The 15,352-nt window shown below is 52.7% G+C and carries 14 protein-coding genes and 1 tRNA gene; 6 read left to right on the forward strand and 9 right to left on the reverse strand.

The features are described from left to right. Positions 1–143 precede the first annotated feature (143 nt). On the reverse strand, positions 144–2,108 hold the full coding sequence (locus tag NDA02_RS09320) for an AMIN domain-containing protein (RefSeq protein WP_190790689.1): 1,965 nt from the start codon (positions 2,106–2,108) through the stop codon (positions 144–146). Here NDA02_RS09320 and NDA02_RS09325 point away from each other — a divergent pair. Next, positions 2,103–2,348, forward strand: a complete 246-nt coding sequence (locus NDA02_RS09325) for a hypothetical protein (protein ID WP_190790688.1) — start codon at positions 2,103–2,105, stop codon at positions 2,346–2,348. The genes NDA02_RS09320 and NDA02_RS09325 overlap by 6 nt on opposite strands. A gap of 92 nt (positions 2,349–2,440) precedes the next feature. Here the strand turns inward: NDA02_RS09325 and NDA02_RS09330 are convergent, their stop codons facing one another. Continuing rightward, positions 2,441–2,812: a hypothetical protein gene (locus NDA02_RS09330; RefSeq protein ID WP_190790687.1), complete on the reverse strand. Its 372-nt coding sequence runs from the start codon at positions 2,810–2,812 to the stop codon at positions 2,441–2,443. 482 nt (positions 2,813–3,294) lie between these two features. On the opposite strand from NDA02_RS09330, the gene tmk reads away from it, so the two are divergent. The 3 genes from tmk (at position 3,295) to bioB (ending at position 6,885) form a co-directional block, all read left to right on the forward strand. Further along, positions 3,295–4,065, forward strand: coding sequence for a dTMP kinase (tmk, locus tag NDA02_RS09335; RefSeq protein WP_190790686.1), 771 nt, complete (start codon positions 3,295–3,297; stop codon positions 4,063–4,065). Between the two features lie 385 nt (positions 4,066–4,450). After that, positions 4,451–5,734 carry an HhoA/HhoB/HtrA family serine endopeptidase gene (locus NDA02_RS09340; RefSeq protein WP_190790685.1) on the forward strand — a complete coding sequence of 428 codons (1,284 nt, stop codon included), beginning with the start codon at positions 4,451–4,453 and terminating at the stop codon, positions 5,732–5,734. 167 nt (positions 5,735–5,901) lie between these two features. Next, on the forward strand, positions 5,902–6,885 hold the full coding sequence (gene bioB / locus NDA02_RS09345; protein ID WP_190790684.1) for a biotin synthase BioB: 984 nt from the start codon (positions 5,902–5,904) through the stop codon (positions 6,883–6,885). Here the strand turns inward: bioB and NDA02_RS09350 are convergent. The 6 genes from NDA02_RS09350 to grxC all read right to left on the reverse strand — a co-directional run bounded on the left by NDA02_RS09350 (position 6,871) and on the right by grxC (position 12,498). Further along, complete coding sequence (locus NDA02_RS09350; RefSeq protein ID WP_190790683.1) at positions 6,871–8,211, reverse strand: cytosine deaminase; 1,341 nt, start codon at positions 8,209–8,211, stop codon at positions 6,871–6,873. The genes bioB and NDA02_RS09350 overlap by 15 nt on opposite strands. 85 nt (positions 8,212–8,296) lie before the next feature. After that, positions 8,297–9,052 carry an ABC transporter permease gene (locus NDA02_RS09355; protein ID WP_347277831.1) on the reverse strand — a complete coding sequence of 252 codons (756 nt, stop codon included), beginning with the start codon at positions 9,050–9,052 and terminating at the stop codon, positions 8,297–8,299. Positions 9,053–9,162: 110 nt separating this feature from the next. Further along, positions 9,163–9,963: an ABC transporter ATP-binding protein gene (locus NDA02_RS09360; protein ID WP_190790681.1), complete on the reverse strand. Its 801-nt coding sequence runs from the start codon at positions 9,961–9,963 to the stop codon at positions 9,163–9,165. Between the two features lie 61 nt (positions 9,964–10,024). Then, on the reverse strand, positions 10,025–11,125 hold the full coding sequence (locus NDA02_RS09365; protein WP_190790680.1) for an ABC transporter substrate-binding protein: 1,101 nt from the start codon (positions 11,123–11,125) through the stop codon (positions 10,025–10,027). A 95-nt stretch (positions 11,126–11,220) separates the two neighbouring features. Beyond that, positions 11,221–12,198, reverse strand: a complete 978-nt coding sequence (gene gshB / locus NDA02_RS09370; RefSeq protein WP_190790679.1) for a glutathione synthase — start codon at positions 12,196–12,198, stop codon at positions 11,221–11,223. Positions 12,199–12,237: 39 nt separating this feature from the next. Beyond that, entirely contained in the window at positions 12,238–12,498 is a 261-nt protein-coding gene (grxC, locus tag NDA02_RS09375) for a glutaredoxin 3 (protein WP_190790678.1), read from the reverse strand. Between the two features lie 330 nt (positions 12,499–12,828). Between grxC and NDA02_RS09380 the strand changes: the two genes are divergently transcribed. Together NDA02_RS09380 and NDA02_RS09385 are read left to right on the forward strand one after the other, a co-directional pair. Further along, positions 12,829–13,287, forward strand: a complete 459-nt coding sequence (locus NDA02_RS09380) for a PPC domain-containing protein (protein WP_190790677.1) — start codon at positions 12,829–12,831, stop codon at positions 13,285–13,287. A gap of 185 nt (positions 13,288–13,472) precedes the next feature. Next, positions 13,473–13,545: transfer RNA gene (locus NDA02_RS09385), tRNA-Phe, on the forward strand. A 378-nt stretch (positions 13,546–13,923) separates the two neighbouring features. Here the strand turns inward: NDA02_RS09385 and NDA02_RS09390 are convergent. Beyond that, positions 13,924–14,982, reverse strand: coding sequence for an alcohol dehydrogenase catalytic domain-containing protein (locus NDA02_RS09390; RefSeq protein ID WP_348254844.1), 1,059 nt, complete (start codon positions 14,980–14,982; stop codon positions 13,924–13,926). Between the last annotated feature and the right edge of the window lie 370 nt (positions 14,983–15,352).

Raw genomic sequence — 15,352 nt, forward strand, 5'->3', positions numbered from 1 at the left:
GGGTGATTCGGAAGAATCAGAGGTTCTACATCGCTCCCTAAATCCCCCAGTTTTGGGGGACTTTGAGATGCTTCCAGGAAACGATGTGCTTCCTGGAATTCAAGTTTAGGGGGCGAATTGGATAATGAAAATTTTTTCAAACATCAGCCGCCAATGCCATATCCTGGCTGGCGCAAATCCTCGAATAGCCGCACTTCGACCACGCGATTGGGTTCGATAATGGCGGGCTGTGGTGCAGTCAGATAAGTTGTTGCTGCACTGGTTGTTGCACCTGCCGCGATTCCGGCAATCAGTCCAACTCCGGTGACGGCTCCCAAAAGCGTTCCTGCGACTGCGCCGACCGCCGAGTTTTGCATCATCTGGTTGCTGGAGAGCTGCCGATCGCCCGATAGTTTATTCGATCGTCCGTTTAGCAAAAAACTTTCCCCATCGATGCTAATTGCCTGAGCGATAAACTCGCTGCCTGAACTGCCTGTTTCAAATCGCCCAATCACCTGACTACCCGCAGGCACAATAATTTGGCCTTCCTGATTCCGCACATCGCGATCGACCACCAGCACTTCCTGAAGTGGGTAATCGCTCGACAGATTAAGCGTTTCTTCACCCTGGTATCGCAGACTTAGGACCGTTCCCGAAGGCAGCAATACGCCTGAAGTTGAATTGACCGCCACCACAGTTTCACGGAATCCTTCCTGCGGAGTTTCGCGAGCAGTGGTTCTGGAGGCTGTGCTGGTCGATTCTGATCCCGGTAGCGGTTGCCCAAACTCGATCGCGCTGGTATCACGAGTCCGAGCAGGGGATGGGCTGGAAGAATTTAGGGCGGGGACGCGAACTGAACGCTCTGCTGGCGGCGTCCATGTGGCAGGAGGCAGTTCGGTGGGCAGCGATTCTGGTTCAGCAGGAGGTAGTTCGGTTGGAATAGCAGCGGTAATCGCTTCAGTCGGATTTTCATTTGCTCTGACAGGCTGTTCAGTCGCTTCAGCTTTAGAGGTCTCAGTTTCAGAAGCTTGAAGGGCAGGAGCCGGATTCCCTGAGGTTTGAGAGGCAGGAGTTTGAACTTCAGCGTTCTGAATCTCAGTGGCTTGAGCGGTGGTTTGAGGAACAGAAGTTGGATTCTCTGAGGGCTGAGTGGTAGAAGCTTGATTCTCAAAAGCTTGAATTTCAGAAGCTTGGATCTCAGGAGCCTGACCTTCAGCAGTTTGAGGAGCAGGAGTCAGATTTCCTGGAGGAGCAGATAGAACTGGGTCTGGAGAGGCGGGGTCTGGAGAGGCAGCAACAGCAGACAGCTCGGGAACCGAAACTGTGGGGGGAGTGATTCGCGCAGAGCGCATTTCTGAAGGAACTGCGGCAGCCTCAGCTGGGGGAAGTTCTACAGGAATTTCTGTTGCGCCTGGCTCCAGAGGGGGCAGGTCTGAAGTTGCTTCATTTGCTGCTGCTAGATTTGGAGTTAAACCTGCTGATGTTGAATTAGCGGCTGATGAATCTGCTATCACCTCAGGAGCCGCATTGACAGGAGAAGCATCAGGAGCTTGAGGCGAAGGGGAATTTACAGCAGCAGTCTCCCTTTCGGGGGACTGGGAAGCGATACTTTCTTCGGGGAAGGGCGAAGCGACTGTCTGAGCCGGAGCAGGGTTTGCCCCTGCCAGAACTGGGCGCAGCACCCATCGATCGCCGCTTTGCTGGAGGTCAACCTGCTGTGGAGCTAGAACGGTTCCCGCAGCTAGCTGCATCACGATTCGGGTGACTCCGGGCTGAAACTGAGCGATGCGAATTTGCTGAACTGCGCCGGGAAACTGCTTTTCGGTTTGAAGTGCGCCGACATCAGTGTTAGGCAGATCGATCACAATGCGGGCAGGCTGAGCCGCCAAGAAATAGCGTGGCGTTGCGCCAGGAGGAAGATTGACTGACAGCGCGGCTGATTCAGGGTCGTACTGCCATTGCAGCGAAGAAGCCTGGGCAATTGCCCCTCCGGGAAACTGCGAAGCAAACGAAGCAGGCAACGCGATCGCGGCTCCAGTAAGTATCAGCCCTGTCCCCAATAACCCGACTGGTTGGGAAACACTCAGCCAAAACTGAGTCTGAACCTGCTGCACAAATCGCTTTTGCATAATCACCTCACAAGCCGCACGGCAAAGAACGCTATCTTTTCGAGCAGGAAAAAACGCGGCACACGATCGCTAAAGCGTCTGACTCGCGAAGTCCTTTGCCAGGGCATCACCAGTATTACAGCCGTGGGGCGGCTCAGCTTTCATGTGGTCGTGATAGGAGTAGGGGCAGCAAAAGACTGGCTCCCCTATCCCCCTCTATATGTAGCGTTTCATCCTGCCCTAAATCAATACAGCGTTTAGTGTAATGGCTTTGCTGCAAAATGGCACAGTTTCTTGGTTAAGGCTTGTTGAGCGTGGTAGGCAGGAAATTTACGAGCCTATCTTTTCCTGCCCTAGCTTACGGCGCTTTCGATCAACCGCCATTGCCGATTCTCAGCGATCGCCCGATTCACAGAGTCAAACATTGCGCGGCAGTGATTATTGCTCTTGAGAGGAAGTTCTTCGTTCTTCACCACAAAATTCATGCGGACAGCAGGATCTTGAACAGGTCGTTCGATCAGGACTTCAACCGTCACAAGCTGAGTATAAGAGACATGACCGGGCGCTTCTTTCGCGACCAGGTAGTCTTCCGAGTCAAAAACAACATCCAAACTGCACGATCGCAGCGTCTCGCTGAGGGAATGGCGCAGCCGATTAGAAGCCGATCGCCATTCGGGGTGATCTAACGACACTGAAATAGTAAATAAGCTGGTATAACGAGCCATAGGCAACCCCGGCATCTTAACGTTTAACCATCCACTCCTACCCAATCGGAATTTTGTATTCCCGTCAAGACTGTTCCGGCACTGAATTAGTCGTTTCAATCGAATAGGCGGGTTATCTCAGGAAAGACTTATTCCTGCAAGTTTGCCTGCAAAGGTATGAATTGGGAATTTCCGGTTTGATGTACCTGAGCTCAATTGAGATTGAGTGAGTGGACTTTGTTTCGTTTCCTAGTTCGTTCCTTACCCCATTGCTGCTGGTTAGATGACGAAAACTGCTGGAAATAATGTGAACAAAACCAATCTTGGTAAAAGTGCCTTACTATATCCAGAGTTCAGTCTAACTTGACTAATTCCCGGACAATTTAGCCAAACCATTTAAGAAGGATCTGCTTTTAGAGGGAGATCTCAAGCGACACACTCCTTGCTTTGATGCAGACGATTCTCTTAATTGTAGGCGATTCGTTGAAATTTGCAGCATTTGCATGAGTAGGAACACTCAATTTGAAACAGTGCCCGAAGATTTACCCAAAGATTTATCCGAAGATTTGCCTAGAGATTTACCCAGAAACTCGTTTGAGAAGCGACCCGGAAGGCTCGTTGTTTTTGAAGGTGTAGAGGGTTCAGGCAAAACGACGCAAATCAAAGCTGTGCATACCTGGCTGGTGGAAACTCATTGGCTCAATAACAGGCAGGAATCGCCGTTATTTTCCCAGTGTGTTGCGACTCGTGAACCAGGCGGGACTGGGCTAGGGCAGCAGTTGCGTCAACTCTTGCTTCATCCTGCCAGCGACGAGCCACTGCAAGACCGCACCGAACTTTTACTTTATGCAGCCGATCGCGCTCAGCACGTCGAGGGAATGCTGAAACCCTTACTAGCGCAAGGAGCACTAATTCTCTGCGACCGATACACTGATTCCACCATTGCTTATCAAGGCTACGGCCGACAACTGGATCGCCCCCTAATTGATCAGCTCAATCAAATTGCCACAAGCGGGCTGCAAAGCGACCTCACCCTTTGGCTTGATCTAGATGTGGAGCTTGGCTTAGCTCGTGCCCAGCAGCGGGGCAGTCACGATCGAATTGAGCAAGCCACGATCGAGTTTCATCACCGGGTGCAGCAGGGCTTTACCGATCTGGCCAAGACATTTCCCGATCGAATTATCCGCATTGACGCTAGCCAGCCTTCAGAGCAGGTGACACAGCAAATCCAAACGGTACTGATCGATCGATTGGGTAAGTGGGCGAAAGAGTGACAAAAAGAGTGACAAAAGGGCTGACCCCAAAATTCTAAATAGCAGGACTGGTAAAGGCTAAGCTGCTCAATCAAAAATTCATTAGCGTGCCATTGGGTTGCCACATGGCCGCAATACGGTCTGTCTATAGTAGTCAATATCCGTCGATCGGTTCTTCCTTTCCAAGTTCTTTTCTTGTTGATGGCGTCGAGATAGCAGTGCCAGGGCTAATGGCTCGATCGAGGCAGGGGCATTTATCCGGCGAGGAGAACCGCTTCGCATCGTCATAAACTCACCCTATCTATGCAACAGGTGCGAGATGGCAAAACAGCAAAATTCTGATTCGACCCATCATTCTCCTGAGTCCAATTCGTCCACCTCATCCAGTCAAAACTTCACCATACCTATGTCTCAGTTCGATTATCCTGAAGCGGAAACGGCTTCCCGTCATTCTGAAACTCAACTTACTGAAACTCCCGCTTCTCATCGTTCCAATCGCGGCTGGAGAGCTTCTTTCGCTTCTGTTTTGCTGGGGGCTAGCGTCGCGACGACCGGAGCCTACATTGCCTGGAACCCAAGTTCGCCGCTGCGTCAGCAGGCACAGGCGCAGTTGCCGCCCACTTCGATCACCCAGGCGCAAAATGTTCCCATCCGCGACCCCAATTTCATTACTTCGGTCGTGCAGAACGTTGGACCTGCCGTGGTGCGAATCGATGCTAGCCGCACGGTGAGGTCAGCAGTTCCCGAAGCATTCCGCGATCCGAGGCTACGGCAGTTTTTTGGTGGACGAGTGCCTCTTCAGGAGCCGTCTGAGCGAGTGCAGCGTGGAGTTGGCTCTGGTTTCATTGTCAGCCAGGATGGACAGATTATTACCAATGCTCACGTTGTTGCAGGTTCGGATACGGTCGAAGTCGTGCTTAAGGACGGGCGCAGAATAGAAGGCCGGGTGGTTGGCTCCGATCCCGTAACCGATGTGGCGGTTGTAAAAGTCGATGAAACGAATCTCCCAACTGTGAAGCTCAGTAACTCTGACCAGATTCAGCCCGGTCAATGGGCGATCGCGATCGGCAACCCGCTGGGGCTAGATAACACCGTCACGGCGGGCATTATCAGCGCGACCGGGCGATCGAGCAGTGATGTGGGCATTTCCGACAAGCGAATTGACTTTATTCAAACGGATGCTGCCATTAACCCCGGTAACTCTGGTGGTCCCTTGCTGAATGAGCGTGGCGAAGTCATTGGCGTGAATACCGCTATTCGTGCGGATGCTCAAGGAATTGGCTTTGCGATTCCGATTAATACCGTTCAGCGCATCTCGAATGAACTCATTACCAAGGGCAGCGTTCAGCACCCCTATTTAGGAGTGCAAATGGTAACCCTCACGCCAGCCGTAAAGCAGGACATTAACAGCAATCCAGAGAACGATCTGAACGTCACTGAGGATGAGGGAGTTCTAGTAGTTCGCGTTGTGTCGGACTCTCCTGCTGCTAAAGCCGGAATTCGGGCAGGAGACATCGTTCGCAGCATCAATGGTCAAACCATCACAAAGGCAAACGAGCTACAAAACGTTGTGGAGCAGAGCCAGGTGGGCAGCAATTTGCAGGTGCAGCTCAGACGGGCTGGGCAGGATGTTAACCTGACCGTGCAACCGGGAGCCTACCCCATTGATAGTTCTGACCAGCAGGGTTAATCCCATTTCGTTTTCTGACCTTTTTCCTGATAAGACACGAGGCGCGGCTTGCGCCTTTTTTTTGCTTACGCCGAATCTTGCGGTTGTCCACTTGCCGATCGTCCTTTCTCGATCGCTTCCCGGTATGATCAAAGACTTACTGACAAAGACACTATTGCTCACCGCTCATGTCTGACCTTCGCCATAATTGGACGACTGAAGAAATCCTCGATCTGCTCCAGCAGCCGCTGCTTGATCTGGTATTTCAGGCGCAAACGGTTCACCGTCGCCACAACCCGTCGAACTGCATCCAGCTTGCCACGCTGCTGAGCGTTAAAACCGGGGGCTGTCCAGAAAATTGCAGCTATTGTCCGCAGTCGGCGCACTATGAAACCACTGTTGAAAAGCAGCCAACGCTCACGATCGAAGAAGTCGTTTCTGCCGCGCATCGGGCAAAAGAGCTGGGCGCAACTCGCTTTTGCATGGGCTGGGCATGGCGGGAAATTCGCGAAGGAGTCGCCTTTGAAGCCATGTTAGAAATAGTGCGCCAGGTTCGATCGCTGGGGCTAGAAGCCTGTGTCACTGCTGGAATGTTAACTGACTCTCAGGCAGAGCGACTTGCCGCCGCCGGGCTCTCTGCTTATAATCACAACCTCGATACCAGCCCCGAATTCTACGACCAAATTATCACGACCCGCACTTATGGCGATCGGCTGGAAACGCTTGATCGAGTTCGCAAGGCAGGCATTACCGTGTGCTGTGGCGGCATTATTGGCATGGGTGAAAGTTTGGTTGATCGTGCCCGAATGCTGCAAGTGCTGGCAACCCTGACTCCCCACCCCGAAAGCGTACCGATCAATGCCCTCGTTGCCGTGTCGGGTACACCACTGGAGGAACAGCAACCGATCGACCCATTGGAATTGGTGCGAATGTGTGCCGTTGCCCGCATCCTCATGCCCCAAGCGCGAGTCCGTCTTAGTGCGGGTAGAACCAGCCTTAGCCGTGAAGCGCAGGTGCTTTGCTTCCTGGCGGGCGCAAACTCAATCTTTTACGGTGAAAAGCTGCTGACCACTGCCAACCCCGATCAGGATGCCGATCGCAAGCTGCTAGAAGACATCGGCGCAGTGCCGCTCGAACCCTTTGTTGACACCAATGCCCTATCGATAAATTAAATCATCCAGTTCCGCATAGTCGGGCAGAGTCGTATCGATCGCCTTTCCATTCCGTAGCACAATGCGATCGACCTGGGGACGGGCAAACAGTTCGCTGTAGTAGCGTGCTCTGAATAAAATCAAATTCGCCGCCGCACCCGGATAAATTTCAGCGATTTGCGGCAGTTTCATCAGGGCGGCAGGAGTGGTGGTGACGCTGCGGCTCCAGTTGTCGTAAGGGGCATCAAGCTGGGCGATTCGGGTTGCCTGAGTGAACACTTCCAAGCCGTCATGATCGCCATAGCCATAAAACGGATCGCGGCAGTTGTCGCTGGCAAAGGCGACTGGAACTCCAGCTTGCTTCAGCTCATGCACCAGTGTAATCCCGCGCCACCGGGGAGTTTTTGTGGGCAGAACTGCCTCCTGCAAAGAACCGCCATTAAGCGCAGATTCCTGGTTGCGATCCTGCAAATACAGGTTGCACATCGGCAGACTCACAATTCCAATGCCTGCCTGCCGGACGCGATCGATCGTTTCTGTGGCATCCTTCGCCGCTTGAACTGCCAGGCTACAGCAGTGACCACAAACTATCTGTCCAGAAAACTGATGCTGAATCGCTGCTTCCGCAATGTGATACAGCGCATTGTTTGCCGGATCCCCGCTTTCGTCAGTGTGGATGTCGAGGTCGAGATTGCGCTCTTTTGCCAGGCTGAACAGGCGATCGATCTGCTGAGAGAGGTCAGGATGAGCAATCGTCACACCCCCAAGCACTCCGCCCGCTTCTGCCACTAAATCCGCCAACTTTTCTCCCTCCGGGGTCAGGTAATAGTCCAGAGGCACGAGAGACGCTGCTTGGAGTAACATGCGGTCTGCCCACTCCTGCCGCAGCACTTGAAATACTCCAAAGCTGATCGCTGCCTGTTCTCCATAAGCGTCGATGTGGGTGCGAATTGCCTGCGTCCCATGAGCATAGGCACACCGCAGCCCAAACTCCATGCGCCGATACACATCTTCTGCGTTCCAGTGCTTCTGGCTATCCGCAGCAACGGTTTGCAGCGCATCCTCAAACGATCCAGATCGATTGGGAGCACGTCCCCAGGTGTGTCCTTTGTCTAGATGCGTGTGCAGATCGATAAAGCAGGGAAACACGATGCCTTGCCTTAGATCGTATACAGGCGTTCCTTCTATTGATCGACCCTTCGCAGGCCCAATCTCGGCGATCTGACCCGATCGAATCAGCAAATCAACCTGCGCCAAATCACCCGATATTGGAAAGCTCACATCTTTTAAGAGGGCGATCGGCACACGCGCATTCGTCAACCAGTACTGTTCTGCATCAAATACCATGAAAGCCCTATCCCTAGCACCACACGACACGCTCTCATTCCTTCACGGCTCACCAGCCTCATCCACCCATCCACCCATCCACGCTCTAATTCTCCCGTCGCACCGCGCTCTCATGCCAGTTCCGCAGTAGATAATCCGACAAAACGGTCAGCACCACGAAAATCATCACGCCCAGCATCGTTGTCATTAGCAGAGCCGCAAACATCAGGGGAATTTGTAGATTAAAGCTCGCCATCAGGATTTGATAGGCAATGCCTGATTGAGTTCCACCTGTGCCCGCGACAAACTCTGCCACCACTGCGCCAATCAAAGCCAGTCCGCCGCTAATCCGTAGTCCACTAAGGAAATAGGGCATCGCGCTCGGAAGCTGAAGATGCAGCAGCGCTTGCCAGCGAGAGGCTTTGTAAAGCTGAAATAGGTTAGTTAAATTGTGGTCTGCGCTGTTTAGCCCCACAGTTGTATTTGACAGAATTGGGAAGAATGCCACGATCCAGGCGCATACCGTCAGCGAAACTGCAGTCGAACTGTCGCCCGGCACAATTTGCCGCACCCAGAGAATGATCAGCGGGGCGATCGCGACGATCGGCGTGGTTTGCAGCACCACGGCATAGGGAAAGAAACTGCGCTCGATCCATTTGCTCTGGGTAAACAGCACTGCTACTAGCAGCCCGGAAACCACCGCCGCGATAAAAGCAAAAATTGTAATCTTCAGCGTGATCAGCAGCGACGGAAACAGCGTACCCCACTCCTGAAATAGGGTTTGCAGCACCAGAATTGGACCCGGTAGCAGATAAGGCGGTGTATTCGTAACGCGCACGCCCACTTCCCAGAGGGTCAGCATTATCAGCCCTACGGCGATCGGGGCAAGAATTTGCGGGGACAGCAGACGATCGATCCACCGGGGCTTTTTGGGCTGTTGAGCAACCAAAGGAGCTTTTAGCGTATTGGAATTCATCGTGCTCCCTCGCTCATTGGTACAGAGGGTAGATCGGCAGGCTGCCAGGGTTCAAGCTCTGGATCAGTGCCCATCGAGAGCGTTGTAGACAGGCGGCGGTAGTAGTTTGTAAAGGCAGCAGAGGCACGAAACGCTTCTGTACGGGGGTAAGGCGCATCGATCGCCACATCTGCCACGACCCGACCCGGACGCGCTGCCATCACCACGACGCGATTTGAGAGGTAAATGGCTTCGTAGATGTTGTGCGTCACAAAAATGACTGTCCACTGCATCTGCTGCCACAAATCGAGCAAATCGCTGTTGAGCTTGCTGCGGGTCATTTCATCCAGTGCGCCAAAGGGTTCGTCCATCAGGAGCAGTTCGGGTTTTGTCACCAGGGCACGGGCGATCGAGACGCGCATTTTCATCCCGCCAGACAACTCACGCGGATAGCACTTTTCAAATCCCCGCAGGTCTACGCGCTCGATTGCTTCGGCTACTGCTGATGCGGTCGCTCGTTTGGTAAGTCCTGCCAGCTTCAGAGGAAGGCGGACATTCTCCTCGACCGTTGCCCAGGGCATCAGAGCCGCTTCCTGAAACACATACGCCAGTCGGTGATTCGGATTACCCCAGGACACATTGCCCGTCGTCATTTTGCCCAAGCCTGCAATCAGCCGCAAAACGGTACTTTTACCGCAGCCCGAAGGACCAAGCAGACTGATAAATTGCCCCTGGGCGATCGCGAGATTCAGATCTTGCAGGGCAACCGTACCATTGGCGTAGACTTTGTTGACGTGACTGAGGGTGATTTCAGGCATTCCTAAACAAGCTCCTGAACCGCACTGTAGTTTGCAGATCGATCGTCAATCCTGGCTAAGGCTAGGACTTGTAGGCATCCACGCCTTTATTCACAAATTGCAGGGTATAGGCCTGGGTGTAGTCTGTTTCCTTTTTAAACACGCCCTGCGCCGACATGGTATCGAAGAAAGACTTCCAGCGATCGTCGGTCATCGCGCCAATGCCCTTCGCTTCAGCATCGCCCGAACTGACAATGCCGTATTCCTTCATCTTGGCAATCCCATAGGCAATTTTGTCGTCGGTCATTTTGGGATTGTCTTTTTTGATCAGCTCATTGCCCGGCGTGGGGTCGCCTTCCAGATAGCTGTACCAGCCCTTGATCGACGCATCCACAAATCGCTGGACTAAATCGGGATTTTGCTCGACCAGTTCCCGCTTACACTCGATCGTTGTGGAGTAGGGATCATAGCCGGAGTCTGCCAGCAAAAATACCAGCGGCTTAAAGCCCCCTTCTTTCTCGATGACCATCGGCTCCGAACTGAGATAGCCCTGCTGCGCCGAGGTTTTATCTGCCAGAAACGGACCCGGATTGAAGTTATACGGACGCTTCTGGCTATCGGTATAGCCGTACTTGGCTGACAGGAAGGGCCAGAAGGTGACATTTGCCGCCGAGGAGATAAAGATCGGCTTGCCTTTGAGGTCTTCCAGTGTTTTCACGCCCTGATCCGGGTGAACAATCAGCACTTGCGGGTCTTTCTGGAAAAGCGAGGCAACGGTGACTTTAGGAATGCCTTCTTCGATCGCTTTAATCGCGTCTGAGCCATAGCCCATAAAGAAGTCGATCGCTCCACCCATCAAGAGCTGAGTGCCGTTCACCTGCGGACCACCCATTTTGACCGTGACATCCAAGCCATAGTCTTTGTAAATTCCGGTAGCAACTGCCTGATAAAAGCCGCCGTGTTCTGCCTGAGCGTACCAGTTTGTGCCGTAAGTAATCTTGGTGAGTTCACTGCTTGCAGGGCTGGCAGCCGGAGAACTGGCAGTAGGCGATTCTGTTGCAGCGGGCGGTTGGCTACTCGCACAGGCAGTTACAATGCTGCTTCCGACCGTCAACGCGCCGTACTGCAAAAATTTGCGGCGATTTATTCCAGCAAAGAAAAGTGAATCTCTTGAGCGACTCATGCCATTACCCTCTTAATCGGTAAATCCTGGTTTTAAAGAAACGTGAAGCGACCCTCACTTGAACCTACTAAAACCAATGCTTGCTGATTGTACCTTCAGCTACTTTTTCCCTCAGAGCGATGCACTACCCACTCCATCACCTGGTCGCCCAGTCGTAGATTGCTCAGCCGATCGATTTCTCGAATTCCGGTGGGGCTAGTCACGTTTACTTCTGTTAGGTATCCCCCGATCACATCGATTCCCACAAAATACAGCCCATCGCGCTGCAACGTTGGAGCCAGTTCTGCACAAATTTGCCGATCGCGATCGGTCACTTCTGCTGCCGCCACACGCCCTCCGACTGCCATATTGCCGCGAAAGTCTTTTCCGGTGGGAATGCGATTGACCGCGCCGATCGGCTCGCCGTTGAGCAGAATCACCCGCTTATCGCCGTCTTTGGCTTCGGGCAGGTAGGCCTGTACCATGATCGGGTAAGTCTGCTGCTGCGTACTGATCTCAACCAGCGAGTTGAAATTGCGATCGTCCGGCTGCACAAACAGAATACCTTCTCCTGCCTTGCCGCCCAAAGGCTTCATCACGGCTGCGCCCTGTTGCTCGACAAACTGGCGAATCACCTGTTTATCCTGCGCCACGATCGTCTCTGGAATCACCTTGGTGAATTGCAGCGCGTACATTTTTTCGTTGGCCGCTCTCAAGCCGCCGGGCGAGTTGACCACTAACGTTTTCCCCGGATCAACGTAATCCAGAATGTAAGTCGCGTAAAGATAAGGCACATTCACAGGCGGGTCGGTTCGCATAAATACCGCATCCATTGCTTCCAGGGGCAGCAAAACCTGTTCGCCCACCTGAAACCAGGGATTCTCTGCCTGCCAGCGTCCCTCGACCAGTTTGACTGGCTTCAGCTTGACCGATCGCAGCAATCCATACGCTTTGCCCGACGACACACTGAGCAGCTTTGCCTCCGTGATCCAAACCTCATGCCCTAACCCCTGTGCCGCCTCCATTAACGCCACACTCGTATCGTGACCGGGATCAAGGCGATCGATCGGGTCAATAATAAATGCAAATTTCACAAAGACGACTCCGAAAGAGGGCAGAAAAGAGCGTTCCGATTAAGCTTGCAGCATAGGGTCAAGCTTGCCACTTGCATTGAGGGCATACAGATCATCGCAGCCGCCCACATGCTGCCTGTCAATAAAAATTTGGGGAAGACTGCGCCGCCCGTTTGCCCGCTTCGCCATTTCCGCCCGAGCCGCCTCATCGCCATCAATGCAGTATTCTTCAAAGTCCACTCCCTTTTGCTTCAGGAGGGCTTTTGCCCGAATACAAAAAGGGCAGGTACTCCAGGTATAAATCTCAACTTCAACAGCCATAAGAAATGTCCGTTCCGCTGTGCTTGCAACAATTATCTTTATCTTCCCCTAGTGTAAGCCAATCGCGCGATGCAAGCTGGGTTTCAGGCAATGGGGCGAGAAATGGAGCGATCGAGCGCAGGTCGTTGAAACTCAGTTTTGCTGCAAGGAGAATGACGCGGTCTCGATCGCTTGGGGTAGTGCCCGGGCAGAGGGTCAGAGCAGCACTCCGGCAGGAATGTCGATCGAAACCCTAATTTCTTCAAAGGGTTTGCATCGATTTCAATCTAGTGAGCCATAATTGACGAAGTTTTTTGCTAGAGTGCTTGATCTCGTATGCTCAAATCCTTGATGTTCAAGTCTTTCCTGCCGCTGATGGTTCCCGCAACGCTGGCGATCGGCTCATGGGTCGCTATCGCTCAAACGGCTGTCGCTCAAACTGCATCTTCCCAGTCTTCTCTCTATCGTCCAATTCCAATGCCGTCGAGCAATGAGGTCAGCGATAGCATCACAGACCAGGACATTCCTACTGGCTTTGGCGGGTTTGCGCGAGACTATCTGGTGGACTTCAAGGAAGGCGATCAGGTCGTGATTGATTTGACTTCAGACCAGTTCGATACCATCCTGACTCTGATTGCGCCTGATGGCTCAACCGTTGCTGAGAATGACGATGGACCCGACGGCACGACAAATTCGCTGCTGTTTGCTCGCGTTACTCGCCCCGGCAATTACATTGTGCGCGTCAGTCCTTATGCTGGACAAGGTGTAGGTGCGTTCACGCTCAAGGTAACAAAGCTCCGCCCAATCTAATCGCTGCGATCGCAAGCTGTGGTTCTTCCATTCGCAACCCTATGGTACGGGGTACAATCTAGCGACCTAGTCTAGCTCTGAAGAACGGAGAACCACAGGTTTACAGTCAGCCGGAAAAGCAAACAAAAAGCTTGCCAATCTTTCCTAAAGTTTGCTAATTTAATTAAGCACACAAAGCACGCCCTGCCGGGATAGCTCAGTTGGTAGAGCAGAGGACTGAAAATCCTCGTGTCCGCGGTTCAAGTCCGCGTCCTGGCATACTTTTCAGAGATCGACCAAAAAATCTTCACGAAGTTCGCTTACTTTGTACCAAGCAAATCATGGTTTGGGCAATGCGAGCTTGCAGTCAGATTGCTTAGTAGGGGGATTCAAATCCGGCGGATTCGTCAAAGGAAGCCACATCTGCTTGGTAATCCCTCTGCTCCTGATATTCGCCGATCGCGTGATAGACCGCTATCAGCAGAAATTTTCCGATCGTTCAAAGGATTGGCTTTACGAAAAAGCCTTCTACGATCTGGACAGAGATAGGCAGTAGCAGTAATCGAATACGCATTAAAGAACGCCAACTGCTTAGGGCAGCCAATGTTCTAAATTTGCCGTCATCCAACCCGGTTAAATTAGTGATATGCAGCGTTGTTATGGCGTAATTGCGACCTTAATCACCTTTCGATCGCGCATGTCACAAAACACTTGCTCCAGGTTTTTAAGCGGCTGCCGATCACTCACCATTAGTTCAAAGGGCAGGGTGTAGCTTGCCAGCATTGCTACCGCTTCGCGCACAAAGAAGGGAGTATTGTGAAACACGCCTTTGAGGGTAAGTTCGCAGTAGTGAAGCTGCTCGGTGCTGACGGTGATGGACGTGTCGCGGGGACAGCCGCCGAAGAGATTAACTGTAGCTCCCGGACGGCCAGAGGCGATCGCCGTTTCCCAAACTTGAGGTGATCCGGTCGCTTCGATAATTACATCTGCACCCCAGCCATCGGTCAGTTCTTTTACAGCGGCAGGAATGTCTGTGACTTGACGGTGATTAAACGTGCGGACTGCGCCAAACTGTTTACCGATTTCCAGCCGTTGATTGCTGCCGCCAAACAGGAAAATTTCTGGGGGAGCCTGCCGCTGCTGATCTCGGTTGCCCGTGTAACCCAAGCTCAATGCTGCCACAAACATCAGCCCGATCGCTCCATCGCCCAACACAACTACGCGGTCGCCCGGTTTCACATTTGATCGTGCGACGCCATGCAGTACACAGGCAAGCGGTTCAGTCAAAGCTGCCAGCGCATCGGGGAGTCCTTCAGGAATCGGGAGGAGGTTGTCTCGGACGATCGGGGCAGGGATTTTGAGGTACTCGGCGAATGTACCGTTGTTGAAGCACAGGTCAGTGCAGAGGGAATATTCCTGTTTTTTGCAGAAGAAGCACTCGTGACAGGGTGCAGAATTATTTGCCACAACGCGATCGCCCACCTTCCATCCCGTTATGCCTTCGCCCAGTGCCACAATTTGTCCGGCAGCTTCATGTCCAAACAGGGTCGGAGGCTTAAGCATTCGGGCATGACCACCCCTGCGCCAGACTTTGAGATCGGTGCCGCAGGTGGTTGCTGCGTTGACGCGAATGATGACTTCTCCCGGGGCGGGAGTTGGGTCGGCAACCGATTCGAGCCGCAAATCTTCCTGACCGTACAAAACTGCTGCTAACACGATGTTGCTGTCCCAAACACTGAACTTCCTGATTTTACGGGAATTTGGAAAGTACTGAAGCGATCGCAGCGGATATTGGAGGAGTATGAGAGGTACTCCATGCATGATGCAGCAACGCTGGAGAGCAGTGTTTTTTGCGGAATTGACGAACTCTGTGCGGCGATCGCTCTACCAATGCTCGAATCGCTAGATTTAGTCCACCTCACTTCCTTATCTTTGTGAAAGCCGAAATTCCTTCAATCTTCAAAGTTTCCCCGGATTGACTTGCATTTAATTGACCTGATTGATGGAACTAAAACCTTTAACCACCAACAAAACAAAATTGTTGTTACACGGCAACTCAGAATTAATGAGCTAGAGAGGCAGTTCG

Source organism: Leptolyngbya sp. ST-U4 (assembly GCF_039962215.1).
Taxonomy (GTDB): domain Bacteria; phylum Cyanobacteriota; class Cyanobacteriia; order Elainellales; family Elainellaceae; genus Leptolyngbya_A.

Bases quoted from the DNA above. Each gene is read 5' to 3' on its own strand.
- NDA02_RS09360 (WP_190790681.1), bottom strand. From the start codon at position 9,963: ATGCCTGAAATCACCCTCAGTCACGTCAACAAAGTCTACGCCAATGGT.
- bioB (WP_190790684.1), top strand. From the start codon at position 5,902: ATGTCTGACCTTCGCCATAATTGGACGACTGAAGAAATCCTCGATCTG.
- NDA02_RS09355 (WP_347277831.1), bottom strand. From the start codon at position 9,052: ATGCTGACCCTCTGGGAAGTGGGCGTGCGCGTTACGAATACACCGCCT.
- NDA02_RS09380 (WP_190790677.1), top strand. From the start codon at position 12,829: ATGTTCAAGTCTTTCCTGCCGCTGATGGTTCCCGCAACGCTGGCGATC.
- NDA02_RS09350 (WP_190790683.1), bottom strand. From the start codon at position 8,211: ATGGTATTTGATGCAGAACAGTACTGGTTGACGAATGCGCGTGTGCCG.
- NDA02_RS09340 (WP_190790685.1), top strand. From the start codon at position 4,451: ATGTCTCAGTTCGATTATCCTGAAGCGGAAACGGCTTCCCGTCATTCT.
- grxC (WP_190790678.1), bottom strand. From the start codon at position 12,498: ATGGCTGTTGAAGTTGAGATTTATACCTGGAGTACCTGCCCTTTTTGT.
- NDA02_RS09330 (WP_190790687.1), bottom strand. From the start codon at position 2,812: ATGGCTCGTTATACCAGCTTATTTACTATTTCAGTGTCGTTAGATCAC.
- tmk (WP_190790686.1), top strand. From the start codon at position 3,295: ATGAGTAGGAACACTCAATTTGAAACAGTGCCCGAAGATTTACCCAAA.
- NDA02_RS09365 (WP_190790680.1), bottom strand. From the start codon at position 11,125: ATGAGTCGCTCAAGAGATTCACTTTTCTTTGCTGGAATAAATCGCCGC.
- NDA02_RS09320 (WP_190790689.1), bottom strand. From the start codon at position 2,108: ATGCAAAAGCGATTTGTGCAGCAGGTTCAGACTCAGTTTTGGCTGAGT.